Below are 13,688 nucleotides of genomic sequence, written 5' to 3'. Positions count from 1 at the left end.
AGCAGCGCGGCGAGCTGGGCTTGGCTCAAATCATGCGTACTGCGCACATGCTGGAGATTGTCTCGGAAGCTCATAGGGTTCTCCTCTCGCTCGCCTTCCCCCCCCATCTTGCACCAAAACGGCGAGTACCTCAACCAACTTTCGGATGCGTTTCCCGGCGTTCTTGACAACCGGGAGTTGTCAGCACCGGCCATTGACAGGTTTTGCGACGGCGATTGAGACGGCTGTAGAGTGCATGCCCGAACGCCGCAGGCGGGCCCCCGACGGCTCTTGCGAGCGTCGAGGGGCCCTTCGAGCGTGCGTTCTCCCGCTAGGCCCCGTACCCTCCCCCGTTCCTCAAACTCAAGGCCACGGTGGTGGCGTTGTGGAGCAGGGACGAGGTTTGCGGGGTGATGCTGCCGGTGATGCCGGCCGCGAGGAGGGCGGAGTTGATGGCGATGACCTCGCGGAACGATGCGTTCAGGCGATTCGTCAGCCCCACGCTCAGCGTGCGCAGCGTGACGAGGGCGTCCAGATGGCCGCCCGTGAGCGTGACGTCGGCCACCTCCTTCGCCACGGCGGTGCCCTGCCCCATGGCAATGCCCACGTCGGCAAGCGACAAGGCCGGCGCGTCGTTCACGCCGTCGCCCACCATGACCACCGTGCGCCCTTCCGCCTTCAAGCGCTCCACCACGGCGTACTTGTCCTCGGGAAGCAGGTTCGCGCGGTACTCCGTCACCCCGGCGGCCTCGGCGATGCGACGGGCCGTGTGTTCCCCGTCGCCCGTCAACATGACGACGCGGTTGAACCCGAGGCCCCTCAGCGCGGCGATGGAGCGCGCCACATCCTCTTTGAGCGGATCATCGATGCCGATGACGCCTACGAGCGCGCCGTCGACGGCCAGGTACAAGGGGGACAGCCCCTCGCCCTCCTCGGCGATGCGGCGTCGCTGTTCTTCGGATACCGCGATGCCCTCGTCCTCCACGACGAAGTGCTCCGAGCCGATGACCACGCGCTTGCCGTCGAGCGACGAGGCTATCCCGTGCGCGACGAGGTACTCGACGTCGGCGTGGCGCTCGCGGTGCTTGAGGTTCTTCTCCGCCGCGGCGCGCACGACGGCGCGGGCGACGGGATGGGGGAAATGTTCCTCGAGGCACGCGGCCAGCCTGAGCACCTCGCGGCGATTCCAACCGTCGAAGGCCAGCACGCACGCCACGTTCGGCGTCGCCTCGGTGAGCGTCCCGGTTTTGTCGAACACGATGGTGTCGGCCGCCGCCAGGGCCTCGAAGTGCTTCGAGCCCTTCACGGTGAACCCGGCCTGCGCGCTCTGCCTCATGGCGGCGAGCACGGCGATGGAGCCGGTGAGCTTGAGGGCGCACGAATAATCCACCATGAGCGCAGCCGACGTCTTCGCCAAGCTGCGCGTGGCGAGCGCCACTGCGCCGGCCAGCAGGAAGTTCCAGGGGACGATGCGGTCGGCCAGCCGCTCCATGCGCGACTGGGTATCGGATTTGAGCGATTCCGCCCGCTCCACCAGCGACGCGATGGAGCGCAGTTTCGTCTCCTTCACGTCGGCCGTCACGCGCACGACGATCTCGCCGTCCTCCACTGCCGTGCCGGCGAACACGCCGTCGCCCACGCGGCGCTCCACGGCCAGCGGCTCGCCCGTGAGGGCCGCCTGGTTCACCATGGCCGTACCGCGCACCACTTCGCCGTCCACGCACACGGGCATGCCGGTGCGCACCGCGATGAGGTCGCCGGGCTCGAGCTGGGAGGCCTGCACCTGCAATTCCTGATCGCCCTTGACGAGCTGCGCCGTCTCGGGCAAGTCGAGCAGCGCGTCGACGAGCGCCCGCTCGGAGCGCGAGCGCGTGTACTCCTCAAGCGTCTCGCCGAGCCGCAGCAGCAGCATCGTCTCCCCCGCCGTTTTGGGGTCGCGCTTGACGAACGACATGCCGATGGCCGCCGCGTCCAGCACGGGCACATCGAGCCGCGCGCGCCCGAGCGAGCGCAACGCCATCGCCAGAAACCCGCGGTACCGCCACACCGACATGAGGACGGCGGCGGGTTTCGGAAGGAGCCACCGACGTACGACGTACGACCCCACGAGCTGCGCGAGGTACATTAACAGGGTGTGCGTTCGAGGCGCAAGCTCAAGCCCACCGCGCGCGCGGGCCCCGTCGATGGTCGCGCGGTCGATGGAACCCATATGGTCGAGCACCTGCTGCCGCGCTCCCTGCACCGGTCGATAGCTCACGGCAAGGGCGCCGATACGCGGGTACACCGTGGCGCGCTCCACCGCCGGACACGCGTGCAGCACGTGGTAGAGCGCGTCGAGATCGCACAGCGGCACCGGACCGGCGAGCCGTATGCGCACCCGTCCGGGAATCTCGTGGACGATAGCGTACTCCATCGTCCGCTACTTTGCAGGCTGATCGTCGGACGCCGCCGCGGTTTCGGGCGTCGCACCGTCGTCCGCGCCCGTCACGCTGATGTACGTGGCTTCGGCCACGATGTCGTCGACTTCGGCCTTCGCCTGCTCGACGATGGATTCGTACGAAGCCTTCGCGCGCAGCCCCTGTGCAACGCCCTGCACGTAGCATTTCTTCGCCGTGGGGCTGGTGAGGGCCTTCACGCCCACCGTGCCCAGCAGAAACCCAGCTCCCACCAGCAATCCGCTCTTCTTCTTGAATCCCATGCCTGGCCTCTCTCTCGAACGTCCTTTGATGTTACATTACGCTAACTTTTCAAGCATATCGCGGGACGGTAACAAAGTCAATCATGGCTAACTATATGCATCGACGTTGCATGCGACATGGGGAAAGCGCGGGCTTTGGCCTGCCCCGCCCCCGCGTGCGCCCCCGTTCGGGTACCATGGACGCATACCGGAAAGCGAGGAACTTCCATGAACATCAACAATGTGGCCTTTGAGCGATCGTTCGGCGTCTCGTCGCAGCTCACGCCTTCGACCATGCCCGAGATCGCGTTCGCGGGGCGCTCGAACGTGGGTAAGTCGTCGCTGCTGAACAAGCTGTTCAACCGCAAGGGCTTGGCGAAGGTGTCGCAGACGCCGGGCAAGACGGCCACCATCAACTTCTTCTCGTGCGACGGCGTGCGCTTCGTCGACCTGCCGGGCTACGGCTACGCCAAGGTGTCGAAGTCCGAGAAAGAGCGCTGGTCGGAACTCATCGAGGGCTACTTCAACCAGGAACGCGACCTCGCGTTGGTGGTGTCGCTCGTGGACATCCGCCACGATGCGTCGGACTTGGACGTGAACATGATCGGCTTCTTGCAGGAGGCTGGGCTGCCGTTCGCCGTCGTGCTCACGAAGGCCGACAAGCTGAGCCGTCAGCAGCAGCTCAAGCAGAAGGCCGCCCTCAAGAAGCAGCTAAAGCTGGGAGCCGACGTGCCGCTCGTGGTGAGCTCGGCCGAAAAGGGCACCGGCATCGACGAGCTGCGCTCGCTCATCAAAAGCAGCGTGAGGTAAGCAAACCCTCCTCCCCCTGCACGAGAAAGGCGGCCCTTGGGCCGCCTTTCGTTTGTCTCGATGTGGGTTGGATGCTACGGGCGAACGAACACCATGCCGCTCTGCACCGGGCCGATGATCACGCCGACGCCGTACGTGGCCGCGTGAATCATTTGGTTGTTGCCGATGTAGATACCGCAGTGCCCATCGTTGACCGCGACGTCGCCCGGCTGCGGGTTGGTGACGCGGCCCCACCCCAAGAACGTCGAGGTGCTGCCCATGCGCGAGTAGCTGCCGCTCAGGCAGAACGAGACGAACCCGGAGCAGTCGTAGGCCGTGGGGCCGGCGCCGTAGCTGGGATCGCCGTAGCCGTACGCCTTGCCGAGCTGGCTGTACGCGCGCTCGACGACGCCGCCCGCGATGGGCTCGTTGTAGTCGGGAGCCGGCGTCGGGTTGGGCGCAGGGGACGGGCTCGGCGACGGCGTATCGCCGCCACCGCCGTTGTTGCCGGAGTTGCCGTTGTCGCCGGCGTTCTCGGCCTGCTTCACGGCCTCGTCGACCACCGACTGGGCCTTGGCGGCTTCGGCGGCGGTTTGGGCGGCGCGCTCCTGCTCGAGCAGCTCGGTGGCCTCGGCGCTCAGGCCGTCGTAGGTGGCCTGCATGGCGGACATCGTGGATGCGGTCTCGTTCTTGGAACGCAGGGCCTCATCGGCCTTCTCGGTGGCAACGCGCTGCTGCTCGGCGAGCGTGGCTTCCTGCTCCTGCACCTCGGCGCGCAGGTCCTTCGTCTGCTGCACGAGGTCGGCGTCGTTCTCGTTCAGGGTATTGAGCAGGTCCCACCCGGTTGAGAACTCCTGGAACGTCGTAGCGCCCAAGAGCAAATCGAGGAAGGAGCTGCCACCCGCACGGTACATGCTGCGTGCGCGGGAACCCAGGCGATCCTGCAAATCGGCGATCTGGCCGGTGGCCTCTTCGATGCGCGCCTGCGCTTCGTCGCGCTTGGCTTCGGCATCCTGCTGCGCGGCCAGCGCCTCGTCGTAGACGATGGCGGCCTGGTCGAGCGTGCTCTGCATGCTGTTGAGCGATGCGAGGGCCGCCTGCGCTTCAGCCTGCTTCTCGCTTGCGGAGGGATCGGCGTATGCCAGGGAGGGAATCATGAGGGATGCCGCGAGGGCGGCGGCGACTACTCCGGCGAACACGCCCTTGCGGGCGCATGTTGCTTGCTGCATGTGGGGACCTCCACCTGCGTTCGATACGTGTATACACTGCGATCCAGTCTACCAGATCAGGTAGTTCTCCCACGAAACAAGTTGGAAATCAAACAGGAACGTCATACGAACCCGAACGTGCTTCTACGCCCCGTTGAACCCCGTGTCGCAGATGCGGCCCTCGCCGTCGGCGGCCGCGGTGGCAAGCTCGTCGCAGCGCTCGTTCTCGGGGTGCCCGGCGTGGCCCTTCACCCACACGAACTCGACGTCGTGCATCTCCTTGGCGGCAAGCAGACGCTTCCAGATATCCACGTTCTTCACGGGCTCCTTCTTCGCGTTCTTCCACCCGCGCTTGAGCCATCCCTCCACCCAATGCTGGTTGAACGCGTTCACCACGTACTGCGAGTCGGAGTACAGCGTGATGGAGCACGGGCGCTTGAGCGCTTCAAGGCCCGCCACCACGGCCATGAGCTCCATGCGGTTGTTCGTGGTGTGCTCGTAGCCCTGCGACAGCTCCTTCTCGTGACGCACGCCCTTCGAATCGGTGAAGCGCATCACCGTGCCGTAACCGCCCGGCCCCGGGTTGCCGCGTGCCGCGCCGTCGGTGAAGATGTCTACGTGCATGGGAGCGCCTTTCGCCAAACTCGAACAAAATCGGGTGGGTATCATACCACGAGCGGCGGGGCGGGCGCGTCAGTTCCAGATCAGATCCATCATCTCTTGGCGGTCGTGCACGTCCATCTTCGCGTAGATGTGCGACACGTGCGTCTTGATGGTGCTGCCGGACAGCACGAGCTCGTCCTGGATGAACGCGCGCGTGCGGCCTTGCGCGAGCAGGGTGAACACCTCGGTCTCGCGCGGCGACAGGCCGTAGCGCTGCGCCATCTCCAAACACGTGTCCGACACGGTGCGCGCGAGCGGCTGCGCGGCGTCATCCTCGTTGGCAGGCGCCTCGTCGCCGGCGTCCCGGCCTCCCAGCGCGCCGCCCGCCCCGCCCCGCTGCGGCACGAACCACACGGCGCACAGCGCGACGACCACGAAGGCGTACGTGGCCAGCATGACGAGCAGCGTGTCCACGATGGCGGCGCGGCTGAGCAGCACCACCCACGCGATGGACGCCCCCGCGTACACGGTGCCCGCCACGCCGATGACGCGGTACGACGGCACGTCGAGCACGTCGAGCGCCGTCACCACCACCGTCCAGAACAGCAGGTGCGCGAACAGCTCGTCGATCTGGATGACGTCGGTGAGGAAGCCGAGCGAGGCGCCCGTGGGGTTCGCCTGGATGGCCACCACGAACAGGCCCACGAGAATGAGCAGCAGCGCCGGTTGGAAGCGGATGGGCAGCGCGGTGTCGGCCATGCGCGCGAGCGCGCCGTAGGCGAACACGGCCACGCAGGCCGCCGGGATCACCACCGCCGTGAACCACGGCAGCGCCGTGGAGATGTTCGCGTTCGTGTCGCCCCACATGCCGAGGTAGCTCACCGAGCGGATGACCGCGAGCACCACCGCGGCGATGGCCAGCAGCACGAGCATGGTGCGCCGCTCCGCCGCCGACGTGTGCTGGCGCGTGCGCGGTATGGCCGGCACGCCGAACACCGTGCGGGCGCGAACCGCGGCGCCGGGACCGTCGGCGGCGGGGGCGAAGCGGGACGCGGACTCCCCTTCCGCGGTGCGTTCGGCTCGATCGCGCGCCATGGCGCAGGCTGTCTCGAACAGCAGCGCCGTGGCGATGGGCATGATGATGGCGATGACCACCTGCACGTTGGGGCTGGCGAACGCGCTCAGCACGAGCAGCACCGGCAGCTTCACCACGAGGCCGCCCGCGATGCTGGCCACCGCGCACACGTAGCCCTGCGTGCGCGCGAGCAGCAGGCAGAAGCGCGCGGCCAGCCAGAAGTAGCCCACGCCGGCGATGAACAGCCCGCCCACGGCAAGCACGCCGGGATTGAAGAACGTCTGGTGAAAGGACATGCCGAAGCACGCCGTGCCGAACGCCGAGAGCAGCGGCAGCACGAAGCGCAGCATGCCGTCGGCGTGCTTGAGCACCCGCGGCATACCGGCGAAGCACACGGCGAACACGAGGATGCCCGCCAGGAAGAACAGGCGCGGGTTGACCCACGTCTCCATGCCGATGGCGCTCGACATGAACCCCAGCGTGTGCCCCATCAAGGTGCACCACACGAGGTTGAGCCCGAGCCCGCCCGAAGCGAGCACTCCCACCGGATTGATATGCAAACCGCGTTTGCCCATGATTGAGATTCCCCGTTGCTCCCCTTAGCCCCTGCCGGCCGCCGCCCGGGCGGCCGTTCCCCATTATCGCACGGCAGCCGTTCGCCCGCACCCCCAAATATCATGTTGGCCGTCAGCGTTCGGCGCGGATGTACCTCGATCGGGAACATCGCCCAAAGTGTCCGATGCCCCGATCACCGGGGACGATGCGAATCGGACGCTTGGGTGATAGTGCGCGCGGACGCGTCGGCATAGGATGGACGGGTCCGACGCACGCCGCTCGCACCAGGGGGACGAAGGGAGGCCGAGGCCAGACGAGCCGGCACGACGCGCTCCGGACGACAAGGATTCGAGACGATGAAAGGGGGATGCATGAGGTTCAACAAGAAGGCCATCATCGTGGCCACCTGCGCGGCCTGCACGCTCGGCTTGGCGGCGGGGTGCGCACCGCAGCAGTCCGAGACCGCACGCACCGCTCCGGCGGCCGACAACGGCGCCGCGAAGCAGGAGCAGAATCTCACGCCCGAACAACAGGCCATCATCGATGGCGCAGAGGGCACCACGAACGACGACATCAACGAAGAGTTCTATCCCGGCAAGGAATACCTCGACGGGCTGTGGGACCGCTGGGATCAGGTGGCGGACGAATACGCGCCCGAGGTGCGCACGCTGCCGAACGGGCAGATGGTGCAGCGCACGCCCACGGAGTACGCGGTGGACCCAGACGCCTGGCAGATTCAGGCCGGCTCCAACTCGTACAACACCTACTGGCTCGACGCCGACAACCGCGGCTGCGAATCGTGCCACGCCGACATGAACGCGCTGCTGAAGAACCTGCCCTACGAGCACCCGGTAGCCTGGAACGACGAGCTGGACAACAAGACGACGCTGCAGCAGTGCCTGTTCTGCCACTCCTACGCTCCGGGGTACATCTCGAAGCAGTACGAGTTCGGCACGCTCATGCACGGCATCCACTTCGGCGCCCGCACGAAGAGCGAGTTCAAGAACGAGTACGAAGGCGACTGCATGTCCTGCCACAACGCCACCGAGAACGGCAAGGGCCTGGAGCTATGGGACCTCGCGAAGTACGAGCGCCTGTGGGGCATCAACGACGTTGAGAACGTGCAGGGCACCTTCTCCATCGACCAGGAGAAGACCCAGGATCAGAGCGGCGTGTTCTCCTACGACTGGATGCACGCCTACTACGACAACATGCGTCACGGCGCGGGCGTAAACGGCCTCGACCTCGAGATGCCGCAGAGCCTGTTCGACGAGTGGACCATCACCGTCGACGGTACCGTGAACGCCGCGTACACGGCCAAGCTGCCCGACCTCATCAAAGAGGCCGAAGCCGCGGGCGCCGTGGTGACGAAGACGTCGAAGATGGTGTGCAACTGGAACCCGGTGGGTGGCGGCGGCGTCACGAACACCGAGGTCACCGGCATTCCCGTGAGCTGGCTCATCGAGAAGGCCGGCGGCTATACCGAGGGTACCACCGGCGTGCGCGCGCTGCGCGCCGACGGCAGCTCGAAGCGCGCCTTCCCCGTGAACAAGGTGGACGACGACGAGGCGCTGCTCGTGTACAAGATCGGCGGCGAGTACCTCGACGCGACGCGCGGCTACCCGTGCACGAACTGGGTTGAGGGCGTGGACGCGCAGATCAACTCGAAGCAGATCGACACCTATCATGTCACCGACGAGGACATCGACTACACCGACAAGTGGGCCGGCAACCCGAACGGGTGGCAGAACGAGGCCGACGTTCCCATGAACAAGCCCAACGCCACCATTCTCGGCGTGCCCGACGGCCTGCTCGTGCAGAACGGCCAGCCCTACGAGTTCACGGGCTACGTGGACGGCTACGACGAGAAGATCGCCAGCGTGGAGTTCTCCATGGACCGCGGCGCAACGTGGACGTCCTACGACCTGGGCGACACCGACCGCAACAAGATGGTGTGGTGGACGTACTCCTACAAACCCGAGCTTGAAGGGGCCTACTGCCTCACCGTGCGCGCCACCACCGAGAGCGGCATGGTGAGCTTCGAAACCCAAACCGTCATGTTCAACGCCAAGGACAAGCTGCCCAGCCCCGAGGAAACCACCGTGCTGCAGAGCGCGTCGCTCATCCCCCCGAAGGTTGAAGCGGCCGCAACCGAGAGCAAGAGCGAATAGGAGGACGCCATGGCTCACTATACCCCCAAGAAGATCGCGGGCGGCGTGGCCGGAGGGGCGCTGCTCATGATCGGCGCGGCGGGCGCATTCGGCGCCGCAGCCGGGCTGCCGCAGACCGCCGACGCGGACCCGATCGCCACGACGCACACCGTGGGCGACAACGAAGTGCTGGCGCAGTGGTTCGACGAAGGCGACGCCTCGTTCGTATCCGTCGCCAACCTGCAGGGAACGTTCGCCTTCAACCAGGAGGGCGTCACCCCCAACGACGAGCTGTTCAACGTGTTCGGCGCGGCGCTGACCAGCATGTGCTCCAAACCCGCGAGCGAGCTCATCGACACGGAAGGCGGCGTTGCCAACTTCTACGTGAACGTGGGCGGCAACGTGAAGAAGAACTTCACCATCGACGTGCGCGACCTGGCCGAGGACGCCAGCCAGGAAACCATGATGGCGTGCTCGTGCGCCACGGGCTCGCCCTTCGGCCAGGCGGCCGTCATGGGCGTGCCGCTGGCGGCCGTCGTGGGGATGGCCGACCTCGAGGACGGCGTGAACACCGTCACGGCCTACGGCGCCGACGGCTTCGGCCAGCCGCTGCCGCTGCGCTACGCCCTCGAGAAGAACGCGCTGCTGGTCTACCAGGTGAACGGCGAGGAGCTGGCCGCGGCCACCGGGTCGAGCCTGCAGCTGTGGATGCCCGAAACCGTGGCGCGCTACTTCACGCGCGACATCGTGAACATCGAGCTGACGCAGGAGGCCCAGGAGCCCGACGTGCAGCAGATGGACCCGTGCTACCGCAACAAGATCAACATCATGAACTACGCCGACGACTGCGTGTTCAACGCAGGCGACGAGATCACGTTCGAAGGCGTGGCCGACGATCTGGGCAGCCCCATCGCCGCCATCGAGTTCTCGTTCGACAACGGCCGCACGTGGACGACGTGCGACACCGACGGCGCCACGGCCGACAAGTGGGTGAACTGGCAGTTCACCACGTCGTTCGACGAGGCGGGCGACTACCGCATGACGGTGCGCGCCAAAACGGCCGACGACGTCGTGTCCCCCCTCGCCGCCACCCTCGAGTTCCACGTGGCCTAGGCTGAGGACGAACGTCGTGCGCCCCGCGCGCACGACGCGCACGCGAAGGGGCCTTGCCGGTTCGTCCGGCAGGGCCCCTTTTTTCGCTCGGCGCTTCGTCAGCTCCAGATGAGGTCCATCATCTCCTGGCGATCGTGGACGTCGAGCTTGGCGTAGATATGGTTGATATGGGTCTTCACCGTGCTTCCCGACAGCACGAGCTCGTCCTGGATGAACGCGCGCGTGCGGCCTTGCGCGAGCAGGGTGAACACCTCGGTTTCGCGCGGGGTCAGCCGATAGCGGCGCGCCATGCCCAGGCATGTCTCGACGACGGTTTCCACAAGGGGCGAATCAATCGCCCGTTCGCCGTCCTCGCCGCGCGCCGACGCACCGCCGGCGGTCGAGCGCGCCGCACCCTCCCCTTCCGCCTCGTCCGCCCGGCGCCGTCCGCCGAGCCACGTCGCGTACATGGCGGCGATCACCACGAGGTACGTGGCCAGCAGCACGTAGACGTTGTTCACGATGGGCGTGGTGCCGAACAGGAGCATCCAGGCGATGGACGCGGCCGCGAAGCACGCCTCGGCGATGCCGATGACCCGGTACGACGGCACGTCGAGGGCGTCGAGCGCCGTGACGACCACCGTCCAGAACAGTAGGTGCGCGCACAGCTCGTCGATCTGGATGACGTCGGCCAAAAACGGCAGCGAGCCGTTCTCGGGATTCGCCTGCAACGCAACGACGAACAGCCCCGCCATGACGAGCAGGATCGCCGGTTGAAACCGCATGGTCAGCGTGAAGTCGGCCATGCGGATGAGGGCGAGCAGCGCAAAGGCGGACAGCACGACCGCCGGCACGACGGTGCCTGTGAGCAGCGTCCATGGAAGCGACTCGCCCGCGACGGCGCTTCCCCACAAGCCCAGGTCGCTCACCGAGCGGATGACGGCGAGCAGCACGGCGGAAACCGCGAGCAGCACGAACATGTTGCGGCGAAACGTCTGCGACGCGGGCGCCGCGACGCGCGGCTTCGCGGGAACCCCGTACACCGTGCGCGCCTTCGACGAGACGCCGCGCGCGGCGGCCTCATGCCGCGCCCGCGCACAGGCCGCCTCGAACACGAGCGCCGAAACAAGCGGCAGCGCCACCGCCACGACGAACATCGTTTCCGGAGACGCGTAGAGGTTGAACACCGCCACCACGGGCAGCTTGAACACGAGCGCGATGACCACCGCCCCTACCGCGCAGGTGAAGTCCTGCGTGCGGGCCAGCATGAGGCTGTAGCGCGCGAGGAACCAGAAGAAGCCGACGCCGACCACGAACAGGCCGCCCACGGCAAGCGTCCCCGGATCGAGGAACGTCTGATGGTACGCGAGCCCGTAGCACGCCGTGCCGAACGAGGCCACGAGCGGCATGCTGTAGCGCAGCGCCCGATCGGACCGTTTGAGGAGGCGGGGCGCCGCCACGAACGCGAGGGCCAGCAGCAGGATGCCCAACAGGTAGAAGAAGCGCGGGTTGGCAAGCGTCTCCACGCCGAGCGTGGCGGACGTGAAACCGTTCGTGTGGCTCGTGAGCATGCACCATACGAGCGTCAAGCCGAACCCCGCCGCCGCCATGACGCCCGACACGCTCATGCGATGGGCGCGTGCACCTCTATCCGATTCCCGTTTCGTCAAGAACCCCCGGCCCCCTGCCCGTGTCCACGACCGCCCCTTGTGGTCGCCATTATGGCACAACCGAGGGCGGAGCACATCGCAAAAAGGGGTGCATGTTCGCGCGCACCCTGCTCAACCCCCCGGTTGAGAGATCGTCCAAAGTGGTCGATACCCTGCGGAAAAGCCGAAGATCGAACCTTTGGGCGATGGCGGCGCCCGCACCTCCCGCCTAGGATAAAGCGGTCCCGACACATCGCCGAAGGAAAGGAGAAGGCGCAGGGACCCGCAACGACTCCAACCATGAACAAGGGGGAACCATGAACGCACCATCACCGAGAGGGCGGAACGGAACGAGGCACAGGCTTGCCATCCTCGCTTCCTGCTGCATGACGGCAACGCTCGCGCTCGGCCTCTGCGCCTGCCAGCCGAAGGCGGCCACGGACAACGCGTCCGCCGACGAAACGCCCGGCACCACGAAATCATACGACCTGCAGGCCGACCGCAGCGTGTTCGACGACCCGGCAGCGCTCGAAGACTACGTGGCCAACCGCACGAAACGCGACGAGGACTCCAAGGAGCTGTACAAGGCAACCGTCACCACGCTCGACAACGGCGTGCAGGTGCAGCCCGTACCGAACGACCCGCGCGGCTACAACGTGGGCATCATCAAAGCCGAGGAGCGCGGGTGCACATCGTGCCACTCGCTCGAGAACGCCCTGGAATGGTGTCCCATTTCCCACAACGGGCTGAGCAGCTACGGCGACGATCCCGTGTCGGTCACCACATGCATCGCCTGCCACGACGGGCAGCAGAAGCCGTTGTTCGGCCGCTCGGGCCTCGAGCTGGGAAGCGTCATCCATAACGCGCACCTCAACAGCAACAACTTCACCGACAAGAACGGCACGTGCCTGTCCTGCCACTACATCGACCCCGCAACGGGCGACATGCCCCTGTGGGACGAGGTCAAGTACGACGTGATGCAGGGATTCACCGCCGTCGCGAACGTTTCGGGCGACTTCTCGTTCGACCAGGACGTGCTCACGGACAACGACCTCGCTTTCTACCAGCTGTCGGCCTCCACCGACCCGAACGGCATCGCCCTGCACTCGAGCAGCGACGATTCCGTGCTGCAGGAGCGCGTCGTGGCCGTGGACGGCCTCGTCGACGCGCCGCTCGACCTCAAGCTCGTCGACATCCCCGAAGACCGCCTTGAAACCCGCATCATGAAGATGAACTGCTCCGCGAACGGCGTGGGCGACGCGTTCATCGCGAACGCGGAAATCACCGGCATCCCGTTCGAGGCCATCTGCGAGATGGCGGGCGTCACAGGCGATGCGGTGACGCTCGTCTGCGAAGAGGGGAAATCCACGTTCAAGGTGGATTGGCTCATCGAGAAGAAGGCCATCCTGGCCTTCAAGATGAACGGCGAGAACCTTCCCAGCGAACTCGGTTATCCCTGCACCATGTTCACCGAGGGCACCGGCGCGTCGTCGAGTCGCCGCTACATCACCGAGCTGCAGTTCTCCGATGCCGCCGACGTGACGAAATGGAAGAACGACGTTCCCGGCACGCTGGTGCCCGGAACCGAGGATACGTTCTTCAACAAGCCGGTCGCAGCGTTCATGAACGTGCGCGACGGCCAGATATTCACGAACACCTCGTCCGTGACGTTCGAGGGCTATGCCGACGGGTACAACGAGCAGGTGACCGACCTGTCGTTCTCGCTCGACGCGGGAACGACGTGGCAGAGCTGCGACACCACCTCGTCCACCATCGACCGCTGGGTCTACTGGACGTACCGCATCGACAACCTGGAGCCCGGCAGCTACGACCTGCGCCTGCGCGTGACCACCGAAACCGGACGCGTCATACCGCAGGACGTGAACACCGTATTCCACATCCAATAGCGAG

10 protein-coding genes are annotated in these 13,688 nt (G+C 66.3%); 4 read left to right on the top strand and 6 right to left on the bottom strand.

The annotated features are described in order from the left end of the window. Positions 1 to 310: 310 nt before the first annotated feature. Together C1876_RS13405 and C1876_RS13400 are read right to left on the bottom strand one after the other, a co-directional pair. The gene (locus tag C1876_RS13405; RefSeq protein WP_114547232.1) at positions 311 to 2,392 is read right to left on the bottom strand and encodes a heavy metal translocating P-type ATPase; all 2,082 of its coding nucleotides are present in this window, start codon (positions 2,390 to 2,392) and stop codon (positions 311 to 313) included. Between the two features lie 6 nt (positions 2,393 to 2,398). Beyond that, positions 2,399 to 2,677, bottom strand: coding sequence for a DUF6110 family protein (locus C1876_RS13400; protein WP_114547231.1), 279 nt, complete (start codon positions 2,675 to 2,677; stop codon positions 2,399 to 2,401). A 207-nt stretch (positions 2,678 to 2,884) separates the two neighbouring features. Between C1876_RS13400 and yihA the strand changes: the two genes are divergently transcribed. Then, positions 2,885 to 3,466: a ribosome biogenesis GTP-binding protein YihA/YsxC gene (gene yihA / locus C1876_RS13395; RefSeq protein ID WP_114547230.1), complete on the top strand. Its 582-nt coding sequence runs from the start codon at positions 2,885 to 2,887 to the stop codon at positions 3,464 to 3,466. Between the two features lie 74 nt (positions 3,467 to 3,540). Here yihA and C1876_RS13390 read toward each other — a convergent pair whose 3' ends face one another. The 3 genes from C1876_RS13390 to C1876_RS13380 all read right to left on the bottom strand — a co-directional run bounded on the left by C1876_RS13390 (position 3,541) and on the right by C1876_RS13380 (position 6,906). After that, a complete protein-coding gene (locus C1876_RS13390) occupies positions 3,541 to 4,674 on the bottom strand; it encodes a coiled-coil domain-containing protein (RefSeq protein WP_114547229.1) in 1,134 nt (377 codons plus the stop codon). 123 nt (positions 4,675 to 4,797) lie between these two features. After that, positions 4,798 to 5,277: a ribonuclease HI gene (rnhA, locus tag C1876_RS13385; protein WP_114547228.1), complete on the bottom strand. Its 480-nt coding sequence runs from the start codon at positions 5,275 to 5,277 to the stop codon at positions 4,798 to 4,800. Positions 5,278 to 5,346: 69 nt separating this feature from the next. After that, positions 5,347 to 6,906 (bottom strand): helix-turn-helix transcriptional regulator, encoded by a 1,560-nt coding sequence (locus C1876_RS13380; protein WP_114547227.1) that lies wholly within the window; start codon positions 6,904 to 6,906, stop codon positions 5,347 to 5,349. 351 nt (positions 6,907 to 7,257) lie between these two features. Between C1876_RS13380 and C1876_RS13375 the strand changes: the two genes are divergently transcribed. Continuing rightward, positions 7,258 to 9,057, top strand: a complete 1,800-nt coding sequence (locus C1876_RS13375; protein ID WP_114547250.1) for a molybdopterin-dependent oxidoreductase — start codon at positions 7,258 to 7,260, stop codon at positions 9,055 to 9,057. Between the two features lie 9 nt (positions 9,058 to 9,066). Then, positions 9,067 to 10,149: a molybdopterin-dependent oxidoreductase gene (locus C1876_RS13370; RefSeq protein ID WP_114547226.1), complete on the top strand. Its 1,083-nt coding sequence runs from the start codon at positions 9,067 to 9,069 to the stop codon at positions 10,147 to 10,149. A gap of 98 nt (positions 10,150 to 10,247) precedes the next feature. Here C1876_RS13370 and C1876_RS13365 read toward each other — a convergent pair whose 3' ends face one another. After that, complete coding sequence (locus C1876_RS13365) at positions 10,248 to 11,756, bottom strand: helix-turn-helix transcriptional regulator (protein ID WP_114547225.1); 1,509 nt, start codon at positions 11,754 to 11,756, stop codon at positions 10,248 to 10,250. Between the two features lie 338 nt (positions 11,757 to 12,094). On the opposite strand from C1876_RS13365, the gene C1876_RS13360 reads away from it, so the two are divergent. Further along, a complete protein-coding gene (locus C1876_RS13360) occupies positions 12,095 to 13,684 on the top strand; it encodes a molybdopterin-dependent oxidoreductase (RefSeq protein WP_114547224.1) in 1,590 nt (529 codons plus the stop codon). Positions 13,685 to 13,688 lie beyond the last annotated feature (4 nt).

The sequence above is a fragment of the Eggerthella sinensis genome, assembly GCF_003339815.1.
Classification (GTDB): Bacteria; Actinomycetota; Coriobacteriia; order Coriobacteriales; family Eggerthellaceae; genus Eggerthella; species Eggerthella sinensis.
This window is presented reverse-complemented; position numbering and strand designations above follow the sequence as displayed.